Here is a 26,978-nt window from a genome sequence, read left to right on the forward strand (position 1 = left end):
GACGCTACGCCTCCAGATTCCGGCCGACGATACGAACGAGGAAGAACGCAACGATGTTGGCGAGCACCACCGCGACCAGGCCGCCCGCCGAGGCGCTGCCGACGTCGTACTGGATCAGCGCCTGCGAATAGATCAGGAAGGCGATGTTGGTGGTCTGCAGGCCGGGGCCGCCGCCGGTGGTGACGAAAATCTCCGCGAACACCGTGAGCAGGAAGATGGTCTCGATCAGGATCACCACCGTGATCGGGCGCGCCAGATGCGGCAGCGTGATGTAGATGAAGGTCGAGATCGCGCTCGCGCCGTCCATCTCGGCCGCTTCCTTCTGCTCCTCGTCGAGCGATTGCAGCGCGGTGAGCAGGATTAACGTCGCGAACGGCAGCCACTGCCAGGAGATGATCAGGATCACCGAGAACAGCGGCGCATCGTTGAACCAGTCGATCGCCGGCAGTCCGAACAGATGGGCGATCCAGGCGAACAGGCCCGACACCGGATGCATCAACAGGTTCTTCCAGACCAGCGCACTCACCGTCGGCATTACAAAGAACGGCGCGATCACCATCAGCCGGACGATCGAGAGCCCGACCACCTGCTGATCAAGCAACAGCGCCAGCGGGACGCCAAGGATGATCGTGATCGCCAGCACCGAGCCGACCAGCACCAGCGTGTTCTGCAGCGAGGCGAGGAAGGCCGGATCGGTCAGGAAGTAGCGGAAGTTCTCCAGCCCGACGAAGGATTCGGAGCCGGGATCCAGCAGATTGTAGTGCAGGGTCGCGAAGTAGATCGTGAGCGCGAGCGGCACGATCATCCAGATGAACAGCAGCGCCACGGCGGGCGTGAGCAGCGTGCGTGCGAGCAGTTGGGTCTGCTGGGTCGCCATCCCCGCCTCCTTCTGTCGAAAGGAGCGACCATCCCGCTGCGGGACAGGATGGTCGCAAGTAGCCCAGCTCGGGAGGTCTAAGCTGGTCGGGCGGCCAAGGCGCTCGTCACGCCTTGGCTATCGGGTCGTGTGTGGTTTATTTGATGTAGCCCGCGCGCTTCATCTCGCGCTCGGTCGCGGACTGCGCGGCGGCGAGCGCCGCGTCGACGGTGGTCGAACCGGACAACGCCGCCGAGAACTGCTGGCCCACCTGGGTGCCGATGCCCTGGAATTCAGGGATCGCCGCATACTGCACGCCGACGTACGGCACCGGCTTGACCGTCGGCTTGTTCGGATCGGCCGCATCGATCGAGGCCAGCGTCAGCTTGGCGAAGGGCGCGACCTTCAGATAGTCGGGGTTCTTGTACAGCGAGGTGCGCGTGCCGGGCGGCACGTTGGACCAGCCTTCCTTCGACGCGACGAGCTTGGTGTAATCCTTGCTGGTGGCCCAGGCGATGAACTTCTCGGCCGCATCGACCTTCTTCGAGCCGGCGGGGATCGCGAGGCTCCATGCCCACAGCCAGTTGGCGTTCTTGCCGAGCCCGGTGTTCGGGGCCAGCGCGAAGCCGACCTTGTCGGCAACCTTGGAGTCCTTCGGGTTGGTCACCATGGACGCCGCCACCGTGGCGTCGATCCACATCGCGCATTTGCCGGCGCTGAACAGCGCGAGGTTCTCGTTAAAGCCGTTGGAAGAGGCGCCGGGAGGTCCGGCCTGCCTCATCAGGTCGACATAGGTCGTCAGCGTCTTCTTCCATTCCGGCGAATTGAACTGCGGCTCCCACTTCTCGTCGAACCAACGCGCGCCGAACGAGTTGGACATCGCGGTCAGGAACGCCATGTTCTCGCCCCAGCCGGCCTTGCCGCGCAGGCAGATGCCGTAGACGCCGCCCGACTTGTCGGTCAGCTTCTTGGCCGCGTCGACCACGAAATCCCAGGTCGGGCTTTCCGGCATCTTCAGGCCGGCCTTGTCGAACAGGTCGGTGCGGTACATCACCATCGAGCTCTCGCCGTAGAACGGCGCGGCGTAGAGCTTGCCGTCGACCGAGACCGCATCCTTGATCTTCGGCAGCAGGTCGTTGACGTCGTAGTCAGCGCCGAGCTTGTCGAGCGGCACCAGCCAGCTCTTCTTGGCCCAAATCGGCACCTCGTAGGTGCCGATGGTGAGCACGTCGAACTGGCCGCCCTTGGTGGCGATGTCGGTGGTCACGCGCTGGCGCAGCACGTTCTCCTCGAGCGTCACCCATTTGACTGTGATGTCGGGGTTCTTCGCGGTGAATTCGCTGGTGAGCCCCTGCATGCGGATCATATCGCTGTTGTTGACGGTCGCCACCGTCAACGTGGTCTGGGCGATCGAGGGGGCAGAGATCAAAAGAGCAGCCGCGCCCGCAACGGCGCAAAGGACGTTTTTCAAGGTGACCTCCCTTATGTCACGTTGAGCATATGCCCACGTGTTGGGCGTATGTTCATCCCGTCGTTAAAATTTGTCAAGCACGCGGGTGCGCCGTCCCGCGCGATTGCGGGTTCCATCACAGCCTGGAATGGAGGTTTTTGCGGAAGCGAAGAGCGCGCCTAGCGATCCAAAACGGCGCGTGCGGTGGCCTCATCCGTAATGAGGCCGTTGATCACCCGGCCCGCCAGCGCGGCCTTGATCGACGGCACCTTGGCGGCGCCGACCGCCGCCGCGATCGTGGTCGACGCCGCAGGGATCTGCGGCGGAATGCTGGTCAGCCGCTTGTTGGTGCCGCCCTTGATCAGGCGGCCTTTGGCGTCATAGGCCCAGCCCGTCACCTCGCCGACCGCCCCGAGCCGCATCATCTCCAACAGCTCTTCGCGGGTGACGAAGCCGTCGACATGGACCTGGGCCTTCTGGTCCATCTGGCCGATGCCGATCAGGCGCAGATCGGCCCTGGCGGCGACCGCCCTCACCCGCGCGATCGGGTCGATGCGGATCATGCGGTTGCGCTCGTCCTCGCTCGACATCAGGAACGGCAACGGCATCGGGTAATGCCGCGCACCGGTGCGGTCGGCGAGCCGTCCGACCGTGTCGTAGAAGCTCGCCGAGCCGTCGGCGGAGATGTTGCCGACCAGCGAGACGATCTGATGATCCGGCCGCTCGATCGGCGAGACCCGCTCGACCGCGGCGCGCACCGCGCGACCGGTGCCGAGCGCCACGATGACCGGCGTCTCCGAGCGCAGCGTCAGCTCCAGCAGATTGGCGCTGCGTTCGGCGATCCCGGCATTCGACAGCGGCGCCGCCGGATCTGATGGCACGACGTCGCAATGCACCAGATCGAACCGCTCCTTCAGCCGGGACGCGAGCTCCATGCAGGCCGCAATGGGGTGCTCGAGACGAAACGTGATCAGCCGCTCCGCAAGACACAGCGACACCAGGCGCTGCGCCGAGGCACGCGACACCTGCAGCATTTTCGCAATTTCGTCCTGGGTGTGGCCCGCGATGAAGTACAGCCAGCCGGCGCGCGCCGCATCGTCGAGGCGAGACTTTTCGTTGTCGGGCGCAGCCATGATCTTGCGTCAGCCTTCGTTCCAGAAATCCGTCATCGCGGCGAAGATTCGATCCGCCCCGACCTGCTTCAGCAGAGCACTGCCATCCGTCAACCGATAGTGGGCGCCGCCGACAAATCCCCACACTTTCATCCCCGCGGCCTTCGCCGCCATCACCCCGCTGACGCTGTCCTCGATGACCAGCGTGCGGCGCGGCTCGGCTCCCATTTTGCCGGCGGCAAACAGAAATAGATCCGGCGCCGGCTTGCCATGCTCGACCATCTGCGCGGTGAAGAGCCGCTGTCCGAAGCTCGCCGCAAGACCGGTCAGCTCCAGCGAAAACTTCACCCGCTCGAGATCGCTTGACGAAGCAACACAATACGGCAGCTGCAATTCCGCGAGCACGGCGGCGATGCCGGCAATCGGCTTGAGCTGCGAGCGGAAGGTCTCGCGCACCTGATGCGCCAATTCGGGCAGGAACGTCGCCGGCAACGGCTTGCCCACACTCCGGCAATACTCCACCAGGGCCGTGGTGCTACGCCCGAGGAAGAGTTCGAGCGCCCGCTCGGTGCTCATCTCGATGCCGGTCTTCGCCATCGCCTCGGCGAGGCACCGGCAGCTCAATTCCTCGCTGTCGACGAGCACGCCGTCACAGTCGAAGATGACCAGATCGGTCTTGGGCAGCCGCGGATCCATCCCGGCATGAGATCATATGCTCACGCCATGAGCAATAGATCACAGTTCCGCGCGCGGAATGCCGCGCCTCAAATGGTCGCGGTGCACCGCCAACCATGCTGTGCGACAAGGCGAAATGCCGCATGACACACCTCTGATCGCGACCGTCGTCGCGGGCCTTGGACTCGCCTTCGTCTTCGGAACCATCGCCCAGCGCTTTCGGGTTCCGCCACTGGTCGGTTATCTGCTCGCGGGCGTCGCCGTGGGTCCGTTCACGCCAGGCTTCGTCGCCGATCAGGCGCTGGCCACCGAGCTCGCGGAGCTCGGTATCATTCTGCTGATGTTCGGCGTCGGCCTGCATTTCTCGCTGAACGACCTGCTGTCGGTGCGCGCGATCGCGGTGCCCGGCGCCATCGCGCAGATTGCCGTCGCCACACTGCTCGGCCTCGGCCTCGCGCTGTTGATGGGCTGGACCGTCGGCGCCGGCCTGGTGTTCGGGCTCGCGCTGTCGGTCGCAAGTACCGTGGTGCTGTTGCGCGCGCTGCAGGAGCGCCGCCTGATGGACACCGAACGCGGCAAGATCGCCGTCGGCTGGCTGATCGTCGAGGACCTCGCCATGGTGCTCGCGCTGGTGCTGTTCCCCGCGGTGGCGAGCTTCCAGGGCGGCGATGGCGCGGCAATCACCTCCGATCCGCTCGCCACCCGCTTCGGGCTCGGGCTGACCGGCGTGCTGGTGCTGACGCTGGTCAAGATCGCCGTGTTCATCGCGCTGATGCTGGTGGTCGGACGCCGGCTGATCCCATGGGCCCTGCACTACATCGCGCATACCGGGTCGCGCGAGCTGTTCCGGCTGGCCGTGCTCGCGATCGCGCTCTGCATCGCGTTCGGCGCGACCAAGCTGTTCGGGGTTTCGCTGGCGCTCGGCGCCTTCTTCGCCGGGATGATGCTGCGGGAATCGCCGCTCAGCCAGCGCGCCGCCCAGGAGACCCTGCCGCTGCGCGACGCATTCGCGGTGCTGTTCTTCGTCTCGGTCGGCATGCTGTTCGATCCGCTCAGCGTGGTGCGCGAGCCCTGGCCGTTCGCAGCGACCTTGTTCGTCATCGTGGTCGGCAAGTCGCTCGCCGCGCTTTTGATCGTCGTGCTGTTCCGTCACCCGATGGCGACCGCCCTGATGATCTCGGCGAGCCTTGCCCAGATCGGCGAATTCTCCTTTATCCTGGCCGAACTCGGCGTTGCGCTCAATCTGCTGCCGAAGGCCGGCCGCGACCTGATCCTGGCCGGCGCGATCTTCTCGATCATGCTCAACCCGCTGGTGTTCGCGGTGGTCGACTGGCTGACCTCGCGGCTCGGGAAACCGCAGACTTCCTCGCCAACTGTTGCAACCGCCGAGGCGATCCCGGTCACCGACTTGCGGGATCACACCATCCTCGTCGGCTACGGCCGGGTCGGCAGCATCGTGGGTGATGCCCTGCATCAGCGCAACGCGGCGTTCCTCGCGGTCGAGGCGTCCGACGACATGGTCGCAAAGCTCAGGCAGCGCGGCATCGAAGCCCTGATGGGCAATGCCGCGCGTGCCAGCGTTCTGCGCGCGACCAATCCGGCCGGCGCGCGATCGCTGGTCATCGCCATTCCCGAAGCCTTCGAGGCCGGACAGATCGTCGAGCAGGCGCGCGCGGCCAATGCCGGCATCCAGATCATCGCGCGCGCGCATTCCGACGCCGAGGTCGATCATCTGAAGGGCCTCGGGGCCGACATCGTGATCATGGGCGAGCGCGAGATTGCCCGTGGCATGATCGAAGAGCTCGACCGCAGACACTCAGGTGCCGCCACGCAGGATGCGGCAACCGCGAGGGAAGATTCCGCGGCGTGAGGTAACGGCGCCCACTATGCGACGAAAGGAGATCAAGACATGGCATTCAAGAGCCCGCACGTTTCACTGGTGTCGTTCTCGATCGAGATCGACGCCGATGCCGCGACCAATGTGATGCAGATCGAGACCGACCTGCATCTGAACCCGCGTCATCCAAGCTACGATGCGGCCGCGGTGGAGCGGCTGGTGCGCGATGCGCGATCCTATCTTGCCGGCAGTGCCGACCAGATCACGCAAATCCGGCTGGTCTCCAACCGCAGCGGCCAGACCTGAGAAATCAGCCGCCGAGGAATGCCGGCGCCAGGTCTTCCTGCACGATGATGTTGGCGGCTTCCGTCGTCAGCTCGCTGCCGACAAGGTCAAGATTTTTCGCGGCCTCGAACAGCATCGAACGGACGTCGTCCGGCGTCAGTACGCCCTTTGCGATCAGCTTGCGCACCAGCGCCTGCAGAATCAGAACGTCGATCTCTCCATGGGCCAGCGGCGTCGGCTTGTCCGTCATGATCGTCTCCCGGGACTGAGGTTCGCAGCTAGCGCGGCGATGACGCGATATCCTTGTGCAACTCCTCGAACGCACGGCGCAGGCCGTGCAGCTGGTCGACCAGATGCAGGATGACGTCGATCCCCTCGTCATTGACGCCGAAATCGCCCTTCAGATCCCGGATCAGATGCGCGCGCGCCACGTCGGTGTCGGAAAAGCTGATCTCGTGCGTGGTCTCGTCCGGAACGAGCCATTGCTGCTCGATCCAGAACTCCAGGGTCTGCACCTCGAGACCCGCATCGATGAGGAACTGCTGCTTGTTCATGATGCACCATCATCGCGTGGATTGAATGCTTTGCGATCCCAGTTCGACACGAACGCCTCGAGCGCGGGATCGGGTCCCTTGGGCAGGACCACCTTGAGCTTGACGAACTCATCACCGTGACCGCCGCCGACCTTGGGCGCACCCTTGCCGCGCAGGCGCATCGTCGTGCCGGTGTTCGCGCCCTTCGGAACCGTCATGGTGACCGCGCCGGTCGGCGTCGGAACGTTGACCTTGCCGCCGAGCACAGCCTCTGACAGCGAGATCGGCAATTCCAGCGTGATGTCGTCGCCCTCTCGGGTGAAGCGCGGATCGGGGCGAACCTCGACCTCGATCAGCGCGTCGCCGGGACCGCCCTTGCCGCTGCCCGGCATGCCCTTGCCGCGCAAACGAATGACCTGGCCGTCGATGAGTCCCGGCGGGATCGTCACGTCGAGCGTGCCGCCGTCGGGAAGCGTCAGCCGCTTGCTGCCGCCGGTGATCGATTCCGCGAAATCGATCGCAAGGCTGTAGTGCAAATCGCGGCCGCGCCGGTTGGCGCGTGCCTGCTCGCTGCGCCGGAGCAATTCGGCGAACGCGTCGTCCTGGTCCATGTAGTCGGCGTAGCCGGAACTGTCGGCGTAGGGATGTCCCCCGTCCGCGGTGGCGAAATCCCGGTAGTAGCGATGCTGTGGCCGCTCGGCGCCATCAGCGTCGATCTCGCCGGCGTCGAAGCGCTTGCGCTTGTCGGCATCCGAGAGCAGGTCGTTCGCCGCGGCGACTTCCTTGAACTTTTCTTCGGCCGCCTTGTCGCCCGGATTGAGATCCGGATGCAGCTTCTTCGCCAGCTTTCGATAGGCCTTCTGGATATCGGCCGAGGACGCCGTCGGGGCAACGCCAAGAACCTCGTACGGATTTCTCACAACCTGCTCCGCAACACCGTGAGTGCACCTGCAATCATGAGGGCGCAAAAGCAGGCGATTTGCAAGTGCGCTCGCCCATCGTCCGGCCATGGGCGACGCAGCATGTGCTCACGCCATAGTCGAGTTAGGACGTATGCCCGGGGTCCAGATATTTCGGCATGTTCTTTTCCTGCTGCGGCGTCATCTTGGCGGTGTCCGGCTTGCCCGGCACACCCCTCGGACCGAGCAGGGCCCGCTGCATGTCGTCCTCGCTCAGGCGCGGCTTGCCGTCGTCAAGCTGTCCGCTGCCACCGTGACTCTGTGCCATGACCGATCTCCAGTGATGATCGCTTGCGCGCGGGAAGATAGAGAGTGCGCGCTCCGCCGGAACGAGCCGGCGGAGCGCGATCTTACCTCAGCGTTGCTCCTGCCGCTTCTCCTCTGCGGGGTGACCTGCGGCCGGCGCAGCATGCGGCGGCGCCTGAACGTGGGGCGCGGCCTGAACGTGCGGCTCCGGCCGTGCCGCCGGCTGCGGATGCGCCTCAGGGCGAGCCATCGTCTCCGGTCGTGCTTCGGGCCGTGCTACCTGCTCCGGCCGCGCGACGGGCTTTGCGGCAGGCTCCGGCCGCGGCTCCTCTTTGCGTACCTCCTCAGGCCGCCTCTCCGGTGCGGCAGGCCGCGCCGCTTCCGTTGCAGGCCGCGGCTCAACCTTGGGCTCGGCGGCAGGCGCAGCGCGCTTCTCCTCGACCGCAGGCCTGTTCACCTCGGCGGGCGGATGCGCCGCAATTCCCTTCTCGGGGACCGGAAGCGCATGCGACCCGGCAGCCGCCGGCGCAGCAGGGTGCGGCTCAACCTTGGTCTCGGGAGCGGGAGCTGCGCGCTTCTCCTCGGCTGCGGGCTTGGTCTCTTGGGCGGCAGGACGCGCCGCCGGAAGCTCCTTGCCCGGCACCGGGAGCGCGTGGGACTCGGCAGGTGCTGTTGCGGGCGCAGCCGCAGTCCCCGGCCGCGCCGGCTCCCCGGCCGGCGGCTTTGCGGCGGTGGCAGGCACCGCCTCGCCGGCTGGCCGCGCGCGGACCACGCCCGGTCCCTTCAACTCGCCGGGGCGCGCCGTTGCGGCGACAGCGGGCACGCCATTGTTGGCGCGCTTGAACAGGCTCGGATCCTGGCTTGCGGTCTCGACCTGCTTGCGCTGCAACGGCGTCGCCGCGAAGTGCTGCTCCTTGGCGATCGTACGTTCGGCGGGTGTCGGCCGCACCTCGATGCCGCCGCGGCCGCCATTGTAGCTGACGTTGTTGATGGTGGTCTGATTGATCGTGACGTTCTTCTCGTAGACGTTGGTGATCCGCGCGCCTTCCAGATTGTTCACGGTGCGATTGTAGAAGAAGTTGCCGCGATCCCAGCGGCCGCCTTCATAGCCTGAACCGCCGTAGCCGAAGCCGTAATTGATGCCGCCGTAGAAGCCGACGCGATCACCCCAATAGCCCTGATGGAAAATGAAGCCGCCGCCGAATGCGCCCCAGTATCCGGGAGTCCACAGCAGACCGACCCGCGGCGGCTGCACCCAGGTGCCCGGCACCCAATAGTAATCGCCGCGATCCTCATCCCACGACCAATTGCCCGGTGACCACATGTAACCGGGCCCAGGCACCGGCGGCTGATCGTAGGTCGGCAGCGGCGGCGGCGCGGTATCGACGGCAGAGACCGGCGCGCATGCCGCATCCTGCGCGATTGCCGGCACGGCCGTCGCAGAGAACAGCGCCGCAGCCAGCGCGGCACACGACGCGGTCGAAAGGAAACGAGTGATCATTGGGAGCCTCTTCGATGAACACGTTCAACGTGAGAACCGGAGCAAAAGTTCCGTGCGTCGGCAATGCGCCGACACACTTCATCGCTAGCGCCTCGACCTTACATCAACCTGAAACAGGCGGAAACGCATCACGCAGCTATTCATCGACGGTTCAGAGTGTACAGTGAACTCATCATCGCGCGATTCAGTGGAACATTGCGCAACGCACGTCTGCATCATCGCGTGCACTGCGCGAGGCGCGAGATCATCGTATTGAAATCGCGAACATGACTTCGGCTCTCGCACGATTGCAACGATCCGGGTTCGTAGTGCCGCTCGCTTCGCAAGCACCACGATCAGCCGAGCCACCATCGGCGTGATGCGGACCCGGATTTGTCGGCGGCGTCCGTGGCAGTGCCTCCGGATGAGTGCCAGCAGCGAACACCGGCAGTCGAGACACCTCAAAAGCGGTATCCCGGCGGCCGCGCTCCGCGATTGACACACCCCTGAAACGACCACACGATACGACCTGTGGCAGCGCCAGGCCCGCGGTTTTCCGCCGGCGCGATTGCACTGGGCTGTCGCTTGATGGATGTCATCGTTCCGCCATCTGTCGCCGGCGGCAATGCATGGCATGACTTGATCTCGACGAGCCTGTGCTGCCTTGAGGTGCCACCATGAACATTGAAAAATATACCGATCGCCTCCGCGGCTTCATTCAATCGGCACAATCGCTCGCGATGCGCGAGGGACACCAGCAGTTCTCGACGCTCCACATCCTGAAGGTGCTGCTCGATGACAATGAAGGCCTCGCGGCCGGCCTGATCGACCGGGCCGGCGGCAATTCGCGCGCGATCCTCAAGGCGACCGAAGACGCCCTGGCGAAGGTGCCGAAGGTCAGCGGCGCCGGCTCCGGACAGATTTATATGGCGCCCGAGACCGCACGCGCGTTCGCTGCGGCGGAACAGGCCGCCGACAAGGCCGGCGACAGCTTTGTCTCGGTCGAACGCATGCTGCAGGCGCTGGCAGCCGACAAGGACGGCGAGGCCGGCAGACTGCTCGCCAAGGGCGGCGTCAATCCGCAGAACCTGAACGCGGCCATCAACGCCCTGCGCAAGGGCCGCACCGCCGACAGCGCGTCGGCCGAGAATGCGTATGACGCGCTGAAGAAATACGCCCGCGATCTCACCCAGGCCGCGCGCGACGGCAAGCTCGATCCGGTGATCGGCCGCGACGAGGAGATCCGCCGCACGATTCAAGTTCTGTCACGTCGCACCAAGAACAATCCCGTCCTGATCGGCGAGCCCGGCGTCGGCAAGACCGCGATCGTCGAGGGCCTGGCGCTGCGCATCGTCAATGGCGACGTGCCGGAGAGCCTGCAGGACAAGGCGCTGCTCGCGCTCGACCTCGGCGCGCTGATTGCCGGTGCAAAGTATCGCGGCGAGTTCGAGGAACGACTCAAGGCGGTGCTGCAGGAGGTGACGTCGGCCGAGGGCGGCATCATCCTGTTCATCGACGAGATGCATACGCTGATCGGCGCCGGCAAGGGCGACGGCGCGATGGACGCATCGAACCTGCTGAAACCGGCGCTCGCCCGCGGCGAGTTGCACTGCATCGGTGCCACCACGCTCGACGAATACCGCAAGCATGTCGAGAAGGACGCGGCGCTGGCGCGGCGATTCCAGCCGGTGTTCGTCTCGGAACCTACGGTCGAGGACACCATCTCGATCCTGCGCGGTCTCAAGGACAAATACGAGCAGCATCACGGCGTGCGCATCGCGGATTCGGCGCTGGTCGCCGCCGCTACGCTGTCGAACCGCTACATCACCGACCGTTTCCTGCCCGACAAGGCCATCGATTTGATGGACGAGGCGGCGGCACGGCTGAAGATGCAGGTCGATTCCAAGCCTGAAGAGCTCGACTCGCTCGACCGCGAGATCATCCGCCTTAAGATCGAGCAGGAGGCACTGAAGAAGGAGACCGATCTCGGCTCCAGGAGCCGCTTGCAGACGCTCGAAAAGGATCTCGTCGAACTCGAGAAGAAGTCCGCGGACATGACGTCGAGATGGCGGTCGGAGAAGAGCAAGCTCTCCGACGCGCAGAAGATGAAGGGCGAGCTCGAGCAGTTGCGCACCGAGCTTGCCAACGCGCAGCGCAAGGGCGAATTCCAGAAGGCCGGCGAGCTGGCCTATGGCCGCATTCCCGAGCTCGAGAAGAAGCTCGCTTCGGTCGAGGCCAGCGAGACCTCGTCCGCCAGCGAGACCGTGACCGCCGATAATATCGCGCAGGTGGTCTCGCGCTGGACCGGCGTCCCCGTCGACAAGATGCTGGAAGGCGAGAAGGACAAGCTGCTGCGCATGGAGGAGATGCTCGGCAAGCGCGTCGTCGGCCAGGCCGAGGCCGTGCGTGCGGTGTCGACCGCGGTGCGCCGCGCTCGCGCCGGCCTGCAAGACCCGAACCGGCCGATCGGCTCGTTCATGTTCTTGGGGCCCACCGGCGTCGGCAAGACCGAGCTCGCAAAAGCGCTCGCCGAATATCTGTTCGACGACGGGACCGCGATGATCCGGCTCGACATGTCCGAATACATGGAGAAGCACTCGGTCTCGCGGCTGATCGGCGCGCCGCCCGGCTATGTCGGCTACGATGAGGGCGGCGCGCTGACCGAAGCCGTTCGACGCCGGCCTTACCAGGTCGTGCTGTTCGACGAGATCGAGAAGGCACACCCTGATGTCTTCAACGTGCTGCTGCAAGTGCTCGACGACGGCCGTCTCACCGACGGTCAGGGCCGCACCGTCGATTTCCGCAACACGCTGATCATCATGACCTCGAACATCGGCGCGGAGTATCTCGTCAACCAGCCGGAGGGACAGCCGACCAGCGCGGTGCGCGAGCAGGTGATGAACATGGTGCGGGCCCACTTCCGCCCCGAATTCCTCAACCGCATCGATGAGATCATCCTGTTCCACCGGCTGCAGAAGAGCGACATGGGCCGCATCGTCGAGATTCAATTCTCGCGCCTGCGCAAGCTGCTCGAGGATCGCAAGATCGATCTCGAGCTCGACCCGAAGGCGCGCGACTGGCTGGCAGAGAAAGGCTGGGATCCGGCCTATGGCGCCCGGCCGCTGAAACGGGTGATCCAACGCAGCGTGCAGGATCCGCTCGCCGAGATGATCCTCGCCGGCGACGTGCGCGACGGCTCGCAGGTGAAGCTCTCCGCCACCAAGGCCGGCCTCACCTTCAACGGCAAGAAGCCGGAGAACGCTGCCGCGGACGAATTCGAACCGGTGTGAGACAAGCCGCGATTGCCAACGACGCGCCGTCATCGCCGCGTCGTCCAAGCGCATCATATGCAAGCCGAATATGCAGGCCGACCTTCAACCAGGGAGAGCGCCATGACGCAGAACATCAAGGACAACATGGAGGTCATCGGCGCCGATGGCGTGCATGTCGGCACCGTCGATCGCGTGGAAGGCAACCGCATCAAGCTCAAGAAAAGTGAGAGCGACGGCTTCCACAAGGGCCATCACCACTATATCGAGCTCGGCTTCGTTGCCGGTGTCGAAGGCTCCAAGGTGCGGCTCTCCGCCAACGCCGCCATTGCCGTGACCCTCGAGGAGGAAAAGTCCGGCAAGCCGGTTGGTCCGTCCGCGGAAGCCTAGCAATCCGGGCTCTTGTAAAGGCTCCGGTGGCATGCTCCTCTCCCCGGTATCTGGACGTCAATCCGGCGTCCGGCCCGTCTTCTTGTCGTCGTGGAAGTGCCGTTAGTTAAGGAGAGATGCGTGCCATCAGCCGTTCCGCAACCGGTCGCTGCGAAGCTGACGCGCGCGGCCATCTTCCTTGCGGTCACGATCAAGCCCAATCCGGAATATGATACAGTGGTGCGGTCGCTGTGCGCCGATCTGGCCGCGCTGGTGCGCGCGGTCGGCTTCCGCGATCTCGAAGGCCGGCTGTCCTGCGTCATGGGCATCGGCTCGGATGCGTGGGACCGGCTGTTCGGTGCGCCGAAGCCGCAAGGCTTGCATCCGTTCCGCGAGATCAACGGCGTCCACCACGCCGTCGCTACACCGGGCGACCTGCTGTTTCACATCCGCGCCGTGCCGATGGACCTGTGCTTCGAGCTTGCGACGCAGATCATGTCACGGCTCGGCGATGCGGTCGCCACCTCGGATGAGGTGCACGGCTTCAAATATTTCGATGAGCGCGACCTGCTCGGCTTCGTCGACGGAACGGAAAATCCGGAGGATCAGGCGGCGACTGAGGCCACCATCATCGGCGACGAGGACGCAGCCTTCGCCGGCGGCAGCTATGTGATCGTGCAAAAATACCTGCACGATCTGAAGAAGTGGAACGAGCTGCCGGTCGAGATGCAGGAGAAGATCATCGGCCGCACCAAGCTGTCCGACATCGAGCTCGACGATGCGGTGAAGCCGAGCTACGCGCACAATGCCCTGACGACGATCGTCGAGAACGGCGAGGAGCTCGATATCGTCCGCGACAACATGCCGTTCGGCAACATCAGCAAAGGCGAGTTCGGCACCTATTTCATCGGCTATGCCAAGTCCCCGCACCGAATCGAGCAGATGCTGGAGAACATGTTCGTCGGCAAGCCGCCGGGCAATTACGACCGCCTGCTCGACTTCAGCCGCGCCGTGACCGGCACACTGTTCTTCATCCCGTCGGCGACCTTCCTGGAGGATGTCGCCAGCGAGGCGCCCGTAGCCGCGCCGGCTGAGCCGTCGCTGGATGACGCCGGGGCTGACGAGGCACCTGCACAACGAATACCGCCGTCCGACGGCTCGCTCGGGATCGGCTCACTCAAAGGAGAGGCTGGACATGAATAACCTTCATCGGGGACTAGCCCCCATCTCGGACGCGGCATGGGCCCAGATCGAAGAGGAAGCCTCGCGTACGTTGAAGCGCCATCTGGCGGCGCGCCGTGTCGTCGACGTCGATGGCCCCAAGGGAATCGATTTCTCCGCCGTCGGCACCGGCCATCTCAAGAAAATTGCGACGCCCGGCGATGGGGTCGAGGCGACGCAGCGCGATGTCCGCGCGCTGGTCGAGCTGCGCGTGCCGTTCGAGCTGTCGCGCCAGGCGATCGACGATGTCGAACGCGGCTCCAATGATTCCGACTGGGATCCGCTCAAGGAAGCCGCGCGCAAGATCGCCTTCGCCGAGGATCGCGCGGTGTTCGATGGCTACAACGCCGCCGGGATTCAAGGCATCCGTCAGGGCACCAGCAACCCGGTGCTGACGCTGCCGTCGAGCATCAAGAATTACCCTGGTGTGGTCGCGCAAGCGGTCAGCCAGTTGCGGCTCGCCGGCGTCAACGGTCCTTATACGCTCCTGCTCGGCACCGAGCCCTACACCGCGATCGGCGGCGCGACCGACGACGGCTATCCTGTGCTGCAGCACATCCAGCGCCTGATCGACGGCAAGATCATCTGGGCGCCTGCGATCGAGGGCGGCGTCCTGCTCACCACCCGCGGCGGCGACTTCCAGCTCTCGATCGGCCAGGACCTTTCGATCGGCTATCTCAGCCACTCCGCGACCTCGGTCCAGCTCTACTTCCAGGAGACCATCACCTTCTTGATGCTCACGAGCGAAGCGTCGGTGGTGCTTGCGCCGGTGGCGAAGAAGCCGGCCTAGCCCCATCGGCGTTCACTCTTCCAGGAAGCCTGCGGCCGAACTGTGCCGGAGGCTTCCGTTGAATTTCAACGGAGAGGAGGCGCGCAATGCCGGACTACGATCTCTACATCAACCCGAAGAAGGCATCGGTCGGACTCTACGTCCGCAAGGGCGCCGGCCTCCCCGATCTCGGCGACGCAAAGGACTGGGTGTTCGACGGCACCTCGGCGCAAGCCAACCTGCCGCCGCAGCTCGTGAAAGAGATCGAGGCCAACGGCCACGCCTTTCGCGACATGGACTGAGCTCTGCGGTTACTTCTCGCCGACCTTCACCGGGGCCGTCTCGGGCATCAGGCTCATGGCCACGATGCCGACCGCCGCCGCGAGCAGCAGATACCAGGACGGCGCCAGCGGATCTCCCGTCACGTGCAGCAGCCATGTGACCACGAGTTGCGCGGTGCCGCCGAACGTCGCGATCGCGACCGCGTAGATCGTCGCGAACACGCCGCCGCGGATGTTCTGCGGCAGCGCTTCGGTGAAGGCGGCGTAGAACGCGGTAAACGGCAGCGATCCGATGAACGACAGGATGCCGAAGCCGAACAGCAGCGACCACGCGCCGGGGTCCCGGACGATCCACAAGAACGCCGGATAGGTCAGCACCAGCACGACCAGCTGCGGCCAGATCATGATCGGCTTGCGTCCGAGCCGGTCGGCAAGCCAGCCGCCCAGCACCGCGCCGATGATCTGAAGTCCGTTGCTCACCAGCGATACGGTGAACGCGAGCGACGGCGACACATGCAGCGTATTCTTGGCGTAGGTCGTCATGTATTGCGTCACGTAGGTCGAGATCGTGCCGCTGGCCAGGATCATCACGGCCAGCAGGATCACCCGAAGATGCCGGCGCGCCAGCGTGACATGGTTCGAACGCTCAACGCCCGCCGCAGCGCGTTCGCCGCGAGGCACCGTTTCCGGCAACGTCCGGCGCATCCATATGCCGAACGGCAGGCAGACGGCCCCGAGCAGGAATGCGACCCGCCATCCGTAAGCCTGCAGCATGTCGGGCGCCATCGTGCTGCTCAGGATGACGCCGACCAGAGCACCGACGGTCGCCGCGATCTCCTGGCTGGCCGGCTGCCATGCCACCACCAGGCCGCGATTCCTGGGTGCCGCGATCTCGATGAGATAGGCCGTGGTCGGTCCCACTTCGCCGCCAAGCGCAAATCCCTGCACCATCCGCGCCAGGATCACGATGATCGGAGCCACGATTCCGATCGTGGCATAGGACGGCGTCAGCGCGATGGTCAGGATCGCGCCGCCCATCAGCGCGAAGCTCAGCAACATCGCCGGCCGCCGGCCGACCCGGTCGGAGAAGATACCGAGCACGATGCCGCCGATCGGCCGCGTCAGGAAGCCGGCGCCGAAGGTCGCAAGCGACAGCATGAGGCTGCCGTATTCGCTGTGCGCGGGGAAGAAGGTGCGCCCGATCTCGGTTGCAAAGAAGCTGTAGGTGATGAAGTCGTAGAACTCCAGCATGTTGCCGATGGTCGCGGCAAAGGCTGCGCGCTTGACATCGAACTCTTCCCTGCTCGCAATGTCCGGCAACGCTTTCGATTCCTTAAGCTTGGCTGTCCGGAGCGAGTATTATTCCTCAGGCCATGCAAGGCAAGGCATGGCGTACCGCGCGATCCTGGATCAGCGCCGCGCACAGGCCGCAAGGGTTCATCGAACCGGAGGAATGATCGCGCGGAGAATATCCCTGTTCCAGCGTTGCCGGGCGCCGTCGAATGCCGCGAAGTCGTGATCGAATTGCCAATAGGCCCACGCCCAGCCGAAGCTTTCAGCGCGCCTTGCCACGAACGACAGGTACTTCGCCCGGCTCTCCGCCGGCGCGCGTTCGTAGACGCCGAACTCACCGAGATAGATCGGGCGCTGCTCCCTCTCCGACCAGGACCTGACCTTGTCGAAATCGGCGGCGGCCCTGGCTTCGTCGTCCGCGGAGCCCCAACTCAACGGGCCGATCTTCGAGAAGGTCGCCGACCACGGCGCGCCTTGATGGGTGAATTGCAGCGGCAAATAATAGTGGAACGTGACGATGAGATTCCTGTCGGCGGCCGGCAGCGTCAAATCCTCAACCGGCAGCGCCTCGGTGTTCAGGACGGCGGCAACCACATTTCGCTTCGGATTGGTGTCCCTGACGATGGCGAGGCACTCGCCGAGCAGCCCGTTCCACTCGGCCGACGTCATGTTCCCGCCGGGCTCGTTCAGGATCTCGAACACCAGCGCCGGATATTTGCCGGCGTAGCGCGACGCGATCTGGCGCCAGAACGCCTTGAGCTTCGCCGTGCATTCCGGCACGTCGCGTTGGCAGAGATCGGTGTCGTGCTCATCGAGGATCGGGATCAGTCTGCTCGCCAGCACCCGCTCGATCACGGCGTCGAGGCGCCGCAAGACGGCTTCATCCAGGATGTTGCCGGAATCCATGTGCTTGAAGCCGAAGAAGTTGATCCGGACGTGTGAAAAGCCCGCCTTGCGGATGGCGGTGAGGTTTTCCAGCCGAAAGGGCGCGTTCTGGTAACCCTCCCAGATGCCGTCATAGCCAAGAATGTTGATGCCGCGCCCTAACGCCGCGACGTCCGGGGACGGCCCCTGCCCGACCGCACGCGCGGGCGAGAGCAACACGGCGGAAAGCACTGCCGCCAGCAGCGCGCTCAACACTCTTTGCGGAAGACATCGGAACCCGGTCATGTTTGCTCCAGCTCGCGCAGCTGCAGGCGCGACGACGGCAACGACCGGCAAGCGGCGAGGAAAAAGGCGATCAGCAGCACCGATGTGAACATCGTCGAACGCAGGAAGACCGTTTCGGTAAAATTGGTCTGGCAGTTGAGGAAAACGAACCCGACGATCAGCGCACAATGCAAACGGTCGATCGCCCGCTCAGCGATCAAGCAGAGCATCTTGTAGGAAAACAGAAAGACGCTCGCCATGAACAGGACATAGCCCAGAAATCCGGTTTCGACGAGAATGGCGATGTAGCCGTTGTGGTAGTTGTCGAGCACCCAGCCATGGTTCTGGTTGAAATAGTCGTAGATCTCGGGTCTGGTCCAGAACCCGTTGATGCCAAATCCGAACAGCGGCGCATCATCGAAATGGCTGATGGCGTACTGCCAGATGAAGGTTCTCTCGGTGAAATTGATCGTCGTGTCGAACACGTGGATCGAGTCGTACCCGGTCGTGTAGAAGTACAGCATCAGCAACGCGGCCGCGACGCACATGGCACATGGCAGCACCGCGTAGACTTGCATGCACCTGACTGACCACAGGGAGGTCAGCAGCAGCGCACAGGCGACCAGCGACAAGGCGCCGGCGCCGCGCGACTCCGAAAAGACGACGCAAGTCGAGGCGAGCGCGAACGTCACGAGGAACGGCAGCCATCCCTGTCCGGTTACCTTTCGATAACAGGCAAAGAACATGAGATAGGCGCCAGCGAAGCCCAGCGTCTGTTTCGACTCGAAGACGCCCTGCCATTGCCCATTGTGCATCCAGGTCTGGTCCACGCCGATGTCCGGGAGCGCGACCGCACAAAACGCCGAGCCCGCGATCAGGACGAAGAGGCCGCGGGTGGTCGATTTCACGATGTCGTCGATGTCGACGCGACTGACCATGCAGAACGCGCCCAGCGTCGTGACCGCGAGCGCCGCGGCCTTCATCAGGGCCGCCACGTCCAAATTTGTCCAGAGCACCGAAATCGCGGCGAACGCATAGAATCCGACGATCACGAGCGTGTCGAGATTGAAGGCCAGCCGCAGGCAGGGACGTATGAACAGGCTCGCATAGATCAGCACGCCCCACATCAGCAGGGCGACGGCCTGCTGAACCAGCGTCACCTCGGTCGGAAGCAGCGCGGGGTGGAACGTCCCCATCGACATGATCACGTTGACGGTGATCGACCAATTGACGACGGTCCGAGCGAAATTTTCCGCATCAACGCCCGGCGCCTGCCAGACCGAGCTATCGACTGCTCGACCGTCCATATCAGTTGTACTCCGCTCATTGAAGAGCTCGCCGCTCCGGTGGATCGGAGCGGCACATTGCACTCAGTACGGATTCAGTCCTTGGTCGCCGAGGACCGGGTCCGGTTGAACAGCAGATAGAGGGCGTGTGGATTGGTCGTCAGGTAGCGCCAGAACAGCCGGCGCGGCTCGAGCCAAAGACGCCAGGCCCATTCGAGCCCGACGATCTGCATCCATCTCGGCGCGCGCGGCCGCGATCCGGACAGGAAGTTGAACAATCCGCCCGACGTCTTGATGACGCCGACATTACCAAGCCGCGACATGAATTCGTCGACGAAGGCCTGCTCGTAGGGCACGCCAAGCGCGACCCAGAGAAAGTCCGGCGCCAGAGCGTTGATCTCATCCACCTTGGCCCGAAGCGCGGCGCCGCGCAGATAGCCGTGCGAATAACCGACGATCTTGAGAGCCGGATAGGCCCGGCGGACGTTGGCGATTGCTGCCTTGTTCTCGGCCTCGTTGGCGCCAAACAGGTAGAAGGTCAGCCCGAGCTCTTCCGCCTTGCGCGCGACGTCGTGGAACAAATCCGTGGTCGCGACGCGCTCGGGAAGCGGGTTCGGCGACCGCAGCTTCGACACCATGACCAGCGGCTGCCCGTCGGCATTGATCAGGTCGGCGGCACGGAACAGCCGGTCGGTCATCGGCTCGGTGGAGCAGCGCGACAACACCTCGCCATTGGCTGACGTCAGATACAGCGGCCGATTGATGCGCCGGTTCGGATACACCGCCTCGACCATGAAGTCCGCGGTCTGCTCGCGATCGAGCACGGCGAGCCGCAGCCCGCCGATGGTCGCCCGGGCAACGCTGGCGGTCGCAGCCCTGCCGACAGGATTGATCCGACGCTCCAGTACGCCGTTCGGCATCGATGATCCGGCTGGCATATCCGCGGAGGAAACCGGTTGCCCAGCGCTCAAACTGTTGCAACTCCGGACAGATGGAGCAGCCGTATCCGAATTGAGACGCCGAGGCCGTTCGCGATCGGCCTGCGCAGGCGAAATTGCGTCGGAAACGCGGGCTTTTTGGCTGTTCGTCAACATTTCAGCAGAACTCCAGGACTTACGTGCCCATAACTGCAATATCCGGTCCAGACCACATGCGATATCGCCGCAGCAGTCCGATTCGACATAGGCCGTAAAGGAATTGTTAACGATGCCGGCCGCCGGGCACGGCGACAGCATCACGCTGGATTCCGCGAGGCCGGCGACGTTCGCGCAGCAACACTGCGCAAAGGTCCACGCTCTACATTAATACAAATCGTATTCTACCAGTGCCCGAGGTCATCAGCCTTGCTATAACGGCGACGCGCTGGCTTGACCGGCGCTTTTTAAACGCAGTTTGTTTGGTTTCACATGAATAAGAATGATGACACGTTCGATGTCTGCATCGACGACGCATTCGACTTCCTGTCTGAAGAATACGCGACATTGTTTGAAGGCTCGGACGCGACCGCCTTCCAACATCCGTTATGGCTGGACACGCTCTATCGCAAGCTCGCTCCCGCCGCGGCAGCGAAGCCGTTGGTCGTCGTCGTCCGTCATCGCACGAACAGCGCGCTTGCGGCCGTGCTGCCGCTGCTGCGCGTGCGGCGCGGCCCGATGCGCACGGTCGAATTCGCGGACCTTCGCGTGTCCGACTATTTGTCGCCGGTCTGCACGGCGGAGACATTCGCCGACCTGCTGCAGGACCGACAGGCCTGCGAGAAGCTTCGCAAACTGGTCCGGCCGTTCGACCTGCTGCGCATTCCCAAGCTGCTCGATGCGAAGATGCCGATCGAGAATTTGCTCGGGGCGCCTCACCGCAGCCTGATGGACACCAATGCCTATGCGACGGTCCTGGTCGCGCCGTTCGAGCAATGGCAGATCAACGCGCTGGGAAAATCCTATCAAAAGGAACTGGCAAAGAAATGGCGCCAGATCCACAAGAAGGGCACGCTTACCTTCTCATGCTGCAACGACGGCGCTTCCATCGGCGAGGCCATGGACGTGATGAGGAAGTTTCGCGGTCCGCGTTTCCAGGCACACGGCGACGGTGACCTGCTGCAGCGTCCGGAATATTTCGATTTCTACTCGAGCGTGGCGCTTCGCGGCATGGGCTGCTTTACCCGGCTCTATGCCATGAAGATGGATGGCGAGGTCATCGCCACTGCCCTTGGGCTGGCTCACCGCGGCAGCCTGCTCGTCGTCATGACGGCTTTCGACATCGAAGGATACAAGAGCCAGTCGATCGGCGCGCTGACCTTCGAAAGTGTTGCCAAGGACTGCATCGCGCGCGGCGACCGGGTGCTGGATTTCACCATCGGTGACGAGCCCTACAAGATGCAGTTCGGAGGCCAGCCCACGCCGATGTCGGGCGTGACGCAGGCCGGCAGCGCGGCCGGATCGCTTGCACTGTTTGCGCTGAAGCAGGCGCCCTGGATCAAGCAGGCCGCCAAGCGGGTGACCGACCTCAGGCCGATCCGCACCTCGACCGGCACGCGGTAAGGCTGCCGGGAAGAGCCGTACCGTCGCTTTACCGAAGCGCGCTGCGGACGCGCATGACCCATCCCGGATGAATCCGGTCCACCTGATGCGTGATCATGCGACGCAGGAAGTGCAGCTTCCGCTGCATGGTCCAGCGCACATCGGTGTTGGAGGTCAAAGCCTCGCGGAAGCGCGCCAGTTGCAGCGAATGCCGATCGGCGGCGAGTTTGTCGCGATCGGAATAGAACTGCGCAATCTTCTCCGTGCCCATGCCGTCGGTCTCGAGCCAGCGCGGCACATATTCGGTGCAGAGACGCTCGACATCCACTAGCAGGCGGCTCACGCCGGTTCCGGCCGCAGGACAGTTGGTCTGGTAGGCATCGCCGATCAGCACGACGCCCGGCTGCAGATGGCCCTCGGTCACCGACAAATCCATGACCCAGTTGTGCACCTGGCCGACGATCTCGAAATCACCGAGGTAGGTCTGCAGTCCCGGCATCAGACGGAGCAGCGTTCGTCTTGTGTCGCGGCGCAGCTCGCGCATGATCGGATCAGTCGGATCGCGGAACATGAACAGGTTCGCGCGCATGCCGCCCGACATCGGGAACAGGCTGAGATAGTCGACGCCGTCAGCCGCCTGCTTGCCGTAGCAGGTCAGCGCGTCGAAGCCGAATGGCGCGTGATCCGGCCGCGCGATCGTGAAGCCGAATGTCACCGAATGGCGCGCGGCGATCGTGTTCCGGCGCATTCCGAGATTGTAGCCGAGCGCGCCCGCCATGCCGGTCGCCAGAACGACCAGGCGCGAGACGACGCGTTTTCCGGAGGCCAGCGTCAGTTGCTGACGATCCTCGCTGCAGCTGACATTGGTCACCTGGTCGAGCAGGAAGCTCGACGTATCAGGCGTCAGGCCGCGGGCCATGTCGACGAGGTTGGCATAGGAAACTCCATAGGATCGTCCGACGCCGATATCGACCAGCTTGCCGTTCCTGATGTTGAGCACCCGGTCATAGGACGAGGCGACGGCCTCGACGTCGTCGATGAAGCCCAGGCGGCGGAAGATATCGATCTGCCGCCCGGCGATCTTTTCGACGCGGAATTCATCCGGCGGGATCAAGCGCTTGTCGATCAGGACGACGCGATAGCCGGCACGCGTGAGGACGGCCCGCGCGAGCGAGCCCGCCAAGCCGGCGCCAACAATGGCGACGTCCGCTTCGATCGTCTCAGCCTCGCAGGTTGCGATCGGCTGGGTCATGCTTTCCTCGGCAATCATCTTGGTCCGCTCCGACGGCTAATTGGCCACGGAACTGCAATTTCCCTGCCTGCCCCTGCCGCCGCGCAGAACGAACACGACCAGCTCCATTATTGAGGTTAACGACAACGCCCCCGTCGCGATCAGCCCCTTCCCGGCACATGACTTGCAGCCGCAGCAGTCATGAAACTGGTGTTTTGGGCGCTCCACAGCAGGCTGGCGGGGCAATTGCGTGGCCGTGGAGCTTCGACAGGTGTCGTTGACGCGCTAACGCGGTTTCAACCAGCAGGGTCCACGCTGTCGAACCGGGCGGCGGGGAAAAATCCGATCTGCGCCGTTTGGACACAGCGAGGACGGCAGCGTTCCAGAATGGAGCAGCGCGACATATTGGCCAGGTTCACGACTACGTGGCGCGTGGAGGCCGGTTGGAAGGAACGGAATTTTAGCAAGAGAACATTAACACTCCTGACCTCACCGATTGCTAGGGTCAGCAGTCTGACAGGATATTGAGACGTCGCTTGTGATTGCCTCTGTTCTTCAAATGCTACGGCGCGATGTCACGCGCGGCGTTGCCGGGACCATCCTCCTCAAGGTTGGCAGCGGCGGGCTCGCGTTCGCCCTGTTCTCGCTGGCGGCGCGGACGATGACGCCTGACGCGTTCGGAGACTTCGCAACCTTGCTCTCCGTCGCCCAGATCGCCGCAGTCGTGGGCCTGGTCGGCCAGGAGCTGTTGCTGGTTCGCTTCCTCAATGAGTACGAGGTGCGCGGTCAGACCGAGCTCACCAAGGGCGTGCTGCTGTCGAGCCTGAAGTACTCGGTGATCGGGATGCTGATCTCGATCGCCGCGATCGCCGCCGCGGCAGCCATTCGCGGCGAATGGTGGCTCTTGATCCTCTCCGTCTCCGCGTTCACCGCCGTCAATGCCGGGCTGATGCTCGGCAGCCAGATCGCGCGATCACTGGTCAGCATCCTGATGGGCGAAGGCAATCGCGAATTCTTCTGGCGGGTTGCCGTCGTCCTGCTCCTGATCGCGGCGCTGTTCGGCCACCGCCAGCTCACCCCCGCCGAATTGTTCGCCGCGATGACGGTCGTGATGGCGTTGGGGCTGGTCGTGCAGATCGTGTCGATCATGCGCGTGCTGCCGAACCTGCGCACGGTCACGGCGCGCTTCGAGACGTCGCGCTGGAATCGCAGTGCGTTCCGCTTCTGGCTCGCCTCGATTCTCGAAGCGGCGAACCAGTACTTCGACGTCATCCTGGTCTACTGGATGCTGGATCCGGCCACTGCGGGCATCTATTTCGCCGCCTCGCGTCTGGCGAACATCTTCGCGATGCTTTCCGCTGCGCTCTACACGTTCGGCGCGCGCCGGCTGCCGTCGCTGTATTTCAGCAAAAATCACCGCGAGCTCGAACATACGCTTAAGCTGATGGCCGAGGTGACCGCGCTCTGTGTGCTCAGTGGGCTCGTCATCGTCTGGGTTGGCGCTCCCTACCTGCTCGGCCTGTTCGGACCGCATTTCGCCGCGCAGCAGTGGGTGTTGATCGTGCTCGCGATCGGAACGGCCTTCCAGGCGGCCGGCGGCCCGTCGGCCGCGGTCCTGCAACTGACGGGGCATGAGCGCGATTATGTGCCTGTCGTCGCCGCCAACGTGGCGTTGCGACTGGCCGGATTTGTCGTGTTGATCCCCTGGCTCGGCGTGCTCGGGGCGGCGATCTCGGCGACGGTTTCCCTCGTGCTCGCCACCATCGCGCTCAATGTGCTGTGCCGCCGGCGGACCGGCGTCGACCCGTCAATTCTGGTGCTGTCGCATCTCTCGTCGTCGAAGGCTGGCGCTTACGCAGTCCGTGTTGCGGATAGCAAGGACTAGAGCGCTTTCAAGCGAAAGCCTGTCCCGCACTTGATGCGGGGTGGACGCCGGCTCGCGTGAAGAAAGCGCGTCAAACACGAATCTAGAGCTTCAGCTCGCCAATCCCAGGGCTTCGCGCTGAGGGTTGCTCACCGCGGCATTGGCCGCCACGCGATTGACAACGAGCGCAATCGGGACCGAACCGAACCTGGACAGATCGGCCCGCGCCTTGCCGATCGCAGCCGTGTTGGCGGTGCCCTCGCGAACCACCAGGATCACCAGGTCGGCATGGGCGGCCAGCGCGACCGCGGCCGGCTGCATGGCAAGCGACGATGCATCGACGATGATCAGGCCGAAATCGGCGCGAATGTCGTCCTGCGGATAGGGCGGCGCCTTGCTGCTGGCGCCGAGCAGTTCGACGACTGACGGCAAATCGGCCTTGATGATCCCTGAGCCTTGCGGTGGCGCAGCTTCCGTGCGCCTGGTTTCCATCTCGATCAGGACGCTGAGCATCCCGTTCTTGACAGCGGACCGGTTGAGCGACCGCGCGACGGTGCTGCCGCCCGCACCGGTCTCGACCGACAGCAGCAGCGCCACCTTACCGTGCTCACCCGGAAGCTGCTCGATGTTCTCGATCAGCAACTGAAGATGCGGACTGAGATCGGGCTCGGCCGCCGTCGAAATCGGGGTCTGCCAGACACTCCTGACGGCATCCGGCGACGCCATGTTGGGAATGCGGGCCAGCACCGGCAAGCCCGGCGGCAATGCAGATTGCGGCGCGGCCGGGGTCGGTGCCGGTGCCGGTGCCGGTGCGGGCGCCTCGGCGCGGCGAAGTGGCGGAATGCTTTTGATCGGGAGCTGCTTCAGATCCAGGCCGGGAACGGCGACGATCGCCGTCGACGTCAGCAGCGAGACGATCGCGAGCGCGACGAGCAGCAGTGGCAGTGGCGGAAGCGTCGAACGAATCGGCGGCGTCGCCGGAGATGCGACCTTGGTCTGCGAGTTCTGAAGACCGCGCTGCTCGTCGGTCGTCCTGTAGCGCGACAGGAACTGCTCGTAGATATTCTTGTTGGCGTCGGCGTCGCGCTGCAATTCCTGCAACTTAACGAACGCCTGACCATCGACCAGGATCTGCTGCTCGGCCGCCTTCAGCTGGTCTTCGAGCGCCTTCTGCTGGTCTCGCTGCGCCTCGTATTCCGACTTCGCGGTGTCGATGTTCTTCTTGCGCTCGATCTCGATTTGCCGGTTGAGGTCGCTCAACTGGCTGAGCGCCATCACAAGGTCGGGATGACGATCGCCGAGCACCCCGCGCTTCTGCGCAATCTGGTCGTTGAGCGCGGAGCGCTGGGCCCGCAGCGCGCTCAGCAGGTCCTGCTTGACCGGCCCGTCGACATTGGCCTTCAGGTCGCGTTGCAACTGCTCATAGCGCGCCTTGGCTTCTTCAGTGCGGGCGCGCGCCGCGGCAACCTGCTGCGTCAGGTCGGTGACGCGCAGTTGCTGTGTGGTGGATTCCTTGCCGGCGTTGACGATCCGGTGCTCGAGCTTGAACTTGGCAACAGCATCTTCCGACGACCGAAGTCGGTCGTTCAAGGTCTTGAGCCGGCTCTTCAGCCAGTCGGCGGCCTCGTCGGTTGCCACGCTGCGCGTCCCGCGCTGGCTGGCGACGAACGCCTCGGCCACCGCATTGGCGTAGTACGCGGCGCGCTGCGGATTGTTGGACGTGAACTTGATGGCGATAACATAGGTTAACCCGCGCCTCGAGATATCGAGCCGGTTGCGAAACCGGTCGAGCAGGCGCGTGGCGTCGGTCCTGCCGCCGGCGATGTCGCTGTCCTCGGCGACCTTGAGCTGATCGATCAGCGGCCCGAGAAATCCATCAGATTTGGCGATCTCGACGTAGCTCTGCAGGGCTGCGGCATCTTGACCGATCCCGGGCAGGACGTCCTGGTCGGCGGTCACGCGCTGCTCGCGCGGGTCGACGACGACGAGCGCCGTCGCGGCGTAGCGCGCCGGGATCAACATCAACAAAATGATACCGACCGCGAAGATGACCGCGGCGAGCATCAGGATGCGTTGACCCTTCTCGCGAAAAAAGGCCAACACACCTGGAATGCTAAGCACGCCCTTGGTGGTTTCCGCGGAGGATTGGCCAGCCGGCACGCCGGCAGTTTCCCACGACGCTGCGGGTTCCGTGACTTCGGAACGTCTCGGGCCTATCCGGCTACCGAACTTCATGGGCTCTGACTCGAATTCAACTGACAGTACTGCTCCAACGTAAATATCTATGGTTAATCGCC

Annotated in this window: 24 protein-coding genes; 9 read left to right on the plus strand and 15 right to left on the minus strand. The window is 64.2% G+C overall.

Features of this window, described 5'->3' with window-relative positions; all coding sequences use genetic code 11:
* Nucleotides 1–4: 4 nt before the first annotated feature.
* From Q0030_RS12145 to Q0030_RS12160, 4 genes are all read right to left on the minus strand, one after another.
* Nucleotides 5–877 carry a sugar ABC transporter permease gene (locus Q0030_RS12145; protein ID WP_024583852.1) on the minus strand — a complete coding sequence of 291 codons (873 nt, stop codon included), beginning with the start codon at nt 875–877 and terminating at the stop codon, nt 5–7.
* 136 nt (nt 878–1,013) lie between these two features.
* Nucleotides 1,014–2,327 carry a sugar ABC transporter substrate-binding protein gene (locus tag Q0030_RS12150; RefSeq protein WP_298366912.1) on the minus strand — a complete coding sequence of 438 codons (1,314 nt, stop codon included), beginning with the start codon at nt 2,325–2,327 and terminating at the stop codon, nt 1,014–1,016.
* 158 nt (nt 2,328–2,485) lie between these two features.
* A complete protein-coding gene (locus tag Q0030_RS12155; RefSeq protein WP_298366915.1) occupies nt 2,486–3,439 on the minus strand; it encodes a sugar-binding transcriptional regulator in 954 nt (317 codons plus the stop codon).
* Between the two features lie 9 nt (nt 3,440–3,448).
* Nucleotides 3,449–4,114, minus strand: coding sequence for an HAD family hydrolase (locus tag Q0030_RS12160; RefSeq protein WP_298366917.1), 666 nt, complete (start codon nt 4,112–4,114; stop codon nt 3,449–3,451).
* A 115-nt stretch (nt 4,115–4,229) separates the two neighbouring features.
* Between Q0030_RS12160 and ybaL the strand changes: the two genes are divergently transcribed.
* Together ybaL and Q0030_RS12170 are read left to right on the plus strand one after the other, a co-directional pair.
* Complete coding sequence (gene ybaL / locus Q0030_RS12165) at nt 4,230–5,963, plus strand: YbaL family putative K(+) efflux transporter (RefSeq protein ID WP_298366919.1); 1,734 nt, start codon at nt 4,230–4,232, stop codon at nt 5,961–5,963.
* A gap of 39 nt (nt 5,964–6,002) precedes the next feature.
* Complete coding sequence (locus tag Q0030_RS12170) at nt 6,003–6,236, plus strand: hypothetical protein (RefSeq protein WP_298366921.1); 234 nt, start codon at nt 6,003–6,005, stop codon at nt 6,234–6,236.
* Nucleotides 6,237–6,240: 4 nt separating this feature from the next.
* Here the strand turns inward: Q0030_RS12170 and Q0030_RS12175 are convergent, their stop codons facing one another.
* The 5 genes from Q0030_RS12175 to Q0030_RS12195 all read right to left on the minus strand — a co-directional run bounded on the left by Q0030_RS12175 (nt 6,241) and on the right by Q0030_RS12195 (nt 9,454).
* Nucleotides 6,241–6,465 (minus strand): hypothetical protein, encoded by a 225-nt coding sequence (locus Q0030_RS12175; RefSeq protein ID WP_016843345.1) that lies wholly within the window; start codon nt 6,463–6,465, stop codon nt 6,241–6,243.
* 28 nt (nt 6,466–6,493) lie between these two features.
* Nucleotides 6,494–6,769 (minus strand): chaperone modulator CbpM, encoded by a 276-nt coding sequence (locus Q0030_RS12180; protein WP_176529426.1) that lies wholly within the window; start codon nt 6,767–6,769, stop codon nt 6,494–6,496.
* A complete protein-coding gene (locus tag Q0030_RS12185; RefSeq protein ID WP_298366929.1) occupies nt 6,766–7,668 on the minus strand; it encodes a J domain-containing protein in 903 nt (300 codons plus the stop codon). Before Q0030_RS12185 ends, Q0030_RS12180 begins: the two co-directional genes overlap by 4 nt.
* Nucleotides 7,669–7,792: 124 nt before the next feature.
* Complete coding sequence (locus Q0030_RS12190; protein ID WP_298366931.1) at nt 7,793–7,975, minus strand: hypothetical protein; 183 nt, start codon at nt 7,973–7,975, stop codon at nt 7,793–7,795.
* 87 nt (nt 7,976–8,062) lie between these two features.
* The gene (locus tag Q0030_RS12195; RefSeq protein WP_298366933.1) at nt 8,063–9,454 is read right to left on the minus strand and encodes a hypothetical protein; all 1,392 of its coding nucleotides are present in this window, start codon (nt 9,452–9,454) and stop codon (nt 8,063–8,065) included.
* A 656-nt stretch (nt 9,455–10,110) separates the two neighbouring features.
* Between Q0030_RS12195 and clpB the strand changes: the two genes are divergently transcribed.
* The 5 genes from clpB (at nt 10,111) to Q0030_RS12220 (ending at nt 15,363) form a co-directional block, all read left to right on the plus strand.
* Nucleotides 10,111–12,723, plus strand: coding sequence for an ATP-dependent chaperone ClpB (gene clpB / locus Q0030_RS12200; RefSeq protein WP_298366935.1), 2,613 nt, complete (start codon nt 10,111–10,113; stop codon nt 12,721–12,723).
* A gap of 102 nt (nt 12,724–12,825) precedes the next feature.
* Complete coding sequence (locus Q0030_RS12205; RefSeq protein WP_021077122.1) at nt 12,826–13,092, plus strand: DUF2171 domain-containing protein; 267 nt, start codon at nt 12,826–12,828, stop codon at nt 13,090–13,092.
* A gap of 120 nt (nt 13,093–13,212) precedes the next feature.
* On the plus strand, nt 13,213–14,274 hold the full coding sequence (locus tag Q0030_RS12210) for a Dyp-type peroxidase (protein WP_298366937.1): 1,062 nt from the start codon (nt 13,213–13,215) through the stop codon (nt 14,272–14,274).
* Complete coding sequence (locus Q0030_RS12215) at nt 14,267–15,082, plus strand: family 1 encapsulin nanocompartment shell protein (protein ID WP_298366940.1); 816 nt, start codon at nt 14,267–14,269, stop codon at nt 15,080–15,082. The genes Q0030_RS12210 and Q0030_RS12215 overlap by 8 nt, the downstream gene beginning before the upstream one ends.
* A gap of 86 nt (nt 15,083–15,168) precedes the next feature.
* Complete coding sequence (locus Q0030_RS12220) at nt 15,169–15,363, plus strand: hypothetical protein (RefSeq protein WP_298366943.1); 195 nt, start codon at nt 15,169–15,171, stop codon at nt 15,361–15,363.
* A gap of 9 nt (nt 15,364–15,372) precedes the next feature.
* Here the strand turns inward: Q0030_RS12220 and Q0030_RS12225 are convergent, their stop codons facing one another.
* From Q0030_RS12225 to Q0030_RS12240, 4 genes are all read right to left on the minus strand, one after another.
* Nucleotides 15,373–16,662 (minus strand): MFS transporter, encoded by a 1,290-nt coding sequence (locus Q0030_RS12225; protein WP_298366945.1) that lies wholly within the window; start codon nt 16,660–16,662, stop codon nt 15,373–15,375.
* A gap of 117 nt (nt 16,663–16,779) precedes the next feature.
* Nucleotides 16,780–17,856 carry a cellulase family glycosylhydrolase gene (locus tag Q0030_RS12230; protein ID WP_298366948.1) on the minus strand — a complete coding sequence of 359 codons (1,077 nt, stop codon included), beginning with the start codon at nt 17,854–17,856 and terminating at the stop codon, nt 16,780–16,782.
* On the minus strand, nt 17,802–19,091 hold the full coding sequence (locus Q0030_RS12235) for an O-antigen ligase family protein (protein WP_298366950.1): 1,290 nt from the start codon (nt 19,089–19,091) through the stop codon (nt 17,802–17,804). The genes Q0030_RS12230 and Q0030_RS12235 overlap by 55 nt, the downstream gene beginning before the upstream one ends.
* A 74-nt stretch (nt 19,092–19,165) precedes the next feature.
* The gene (locus tag Q0030_RS12240; protein ID WP_298366952.1) at nt 19,166–19,990 is read right to left on the minus strand and encodes a WecB/TagA/CpsF family glycosyltransferase; all 825 of its coding nucleotides are present in this window, start codon (nt 19,988–19,990) and stop codon (nt 19,166–19,168) included.
* A gap of 486 nt (nt 19,991–20,476) precedes the next feature.
* Here Q0030_RS12240 and Q0030_RS12245 point away from each other — a divergent pair, with 486 nt between their 5' ends.
* Complete coding sequence (locus Q0030_RS12245) at nt 20,477–21,607, plus strand: GNAT family N-acetyltransferase (protein WP_298366954.1); 1,131 nt, start codon at nt 20,477–20,479, stop codon at nt 21,605–21,607.
* A 28-nt stretch (nt 21,608–21,635) separates the two neighbouring features.
* On the opposite strand, the gene Q0030_RS12250 is transcribed toward Q0030_RS12245, so the two are convergent.
* Complete coding sequence (locus Q0030_RS12250) at nt 21,636–22,856, minus strand: FAD-dependent monooxygenase (RefSeq protein ID WP_298366956.1); 1,221 nt, start codon at nt 22,854–22,856, stop codon at nt 21,636–21,638.
* 499 nt (nt 22,857–23,355) lie between these two features.
* Here Q0030_RS12250 and Q0030_RS12255 point away from each other — a divergent pair, with 499 nt between their 5' ends.
* Complete coding sequence (locus Q0030_RS12255; protein WP_298366958.1) at nt 23,356–24,702, plus strand: polysaccharide biosynthesis C-terminal domain-containing protein; 1,347 nt, start codon at nt 23,356–23,358, stop codon at nt 24,700–24,702.
* A gap of 90 nt (nt 24,703–24,792) precedes the next feature.
* On the opposite strand, the gene Q0030_RS12260 is transcribed toward Q0030_RS12255, so the two are convergent.
* Nucleotides 24,793–26,916 (minus strand): GumC family protein, encoded by a 2,124-nt coding sequence (locus tag Q0030_RS12260; protein ID WP_298366960.1) that lies wholly within the window; start codon nt 26,914–26,916, stop codon nt 24,793–24,795.
* Nucleotides 26,917–26,978 lie beyond the last annotated feature (62 nt).

The organism is uncultured Bradyrhizobium sp. (assembly GCF_947648125.1).
Lineage (GTDB): Bacteria > Pseudomonadota > Alphaproteobacteria > Rhizobiales > Xanthobacteraceae > Bradyrhizobium.

What these genes read in the sequence shown, in the direction of transcription:
- Q0030_RS12215 (WP_298366940.1), top strand. Translation starts at nt 14,267, where the DNA reads ATGAATAACCTTCATCGGGGACTAGCCCCCATCTCGGACGCGGCATGG.
- Q0030_RS12170 (WP_298366921.1), top strand. Translation starts at nt 6,003, where the DNA reads ATGGCATTCAAGAGCCCGCACGTTTCACTGGTGTCGTTCTCGATCGAG.
- Q0030_RS12155 (WP_298366915.1), bottom strand. Translation starts at nt 3,439, where the DNA reads ATGGCTGCGCCCGACAACGAAAAGTCTCGCCTCGACGATGCGGCGCGC.
- Q0030_RS12250 (WP_298366956.1), bottom strand. Translation starts at nt 22,856, where the DNA reads ATGATTGCCGAGGAAAGCATGACCCAGCCGATCGCAACCTGCGAGGCT.
- Q0030_RS12245 (WP_298366954.1), top strand. Translation starts at nt 20,477, where the DNA reads ATGAATAAGAATGATGACACGTTCGATGTCTGCATCGACGACGCATTC.
- Q0030_RS12205 (WP_021077122.1), top strand. Translation starts at nt 12,826, where the DNA reads ATGACGCAGAACATCAAGGACAACATGGAGGTCATCGGCGCCGATGGC.
- Q0030_RS12145 (WP_024583852.1), bottom strand. Translation starts at nt 877, where the DNA reads ATGGCGACCCAGCAGACCCAACTGCTCGCACGCACGCTGCTCACGCCC.
- Q0030_RS12260 (WP_298366960.1), bottom strand. Translation starts at nt 26,916, where the DNA reads ATGAAGTTCGGTAGCCGGATAGGCCCGAGACGTTCCGAAGTCACGGAA.
- Q0030_RS12160 (WP_298366917.1), bottom strand. Translation starts at nt 4,114, where the DNA reads ATGGATCCGCGGCTGCCCAAGACCGATCTGGTCATCTTCGACTGTGAC.
- Q0030_RS12190 (WP_298366931.1), bottom strand. Translation starts at nt 7,975, where the DNA reads ATGGCACAGAGTCACGGTGGCAGCGGACAGCTTGACGACGGCAAGCCG.
- Q0030_RS12240 (WP_298366952.1), bottom strand. Translation starts at nt 19,990, where the DNA reads ATGCCGAACGGCGTACTGGAGCGTCGGATCAATCCTGTCGGCAGGGCT.
- clpB (WP_298366935.1), top strand. Translation starts at nt 10,111, where the DNA reads ATGAACATTGAAAAATATACCGATCGCCTCCGCGGCTTCATTCAATCG.
- Q0030_RS12180 (WP_176529426.1), bottom strand. Translation starts at nt 6,769, where the DNA reads ATGAACAAGCAGCAGTTCCTCATCGATGCGGGTCTCGAGGTGCAGACC.
- Q0030_RS12220 (WP_298366943.1), top strand. Translation starts at nt 15,169, where the DNA reads ATGCCGGACTACGATCTCTACATCAACCCGAAGAAGGCATCGGTCGGA.
- Q0030_RS12175 (WP_016843345.1), bottom strand. Translation starts at nt 6,465, where the DNA reads ATGACGGACAAGCCGACGCCGCTGGCCCATGGAGAGATCGACGTTCTG.
- ybaL (WP_298366919.1), top strand. Translation starts at nt 4,230, where the DNA reads ATGCCGCATGACACACCTCTGATCGCGACCGTCGTCGCGGGCCTTGGA.
- Q0030_RS12235 (WP_298366950.1), bottom strand. Translation starts at nt 19,091, where the DNA reads ATGGACGGTCGAGCAGTCGATAGCTCGGTCTGGCAGGCGCCGGGCGTT.
- Q0030_RS12195 (WP_298366933.1), bottom strand. Translation starts at nt 9,454, where the DNA reads ATGATCACTCGTTTCCTTTCGACCGCGTCGTGTGCCGCGCTGGCTGCG.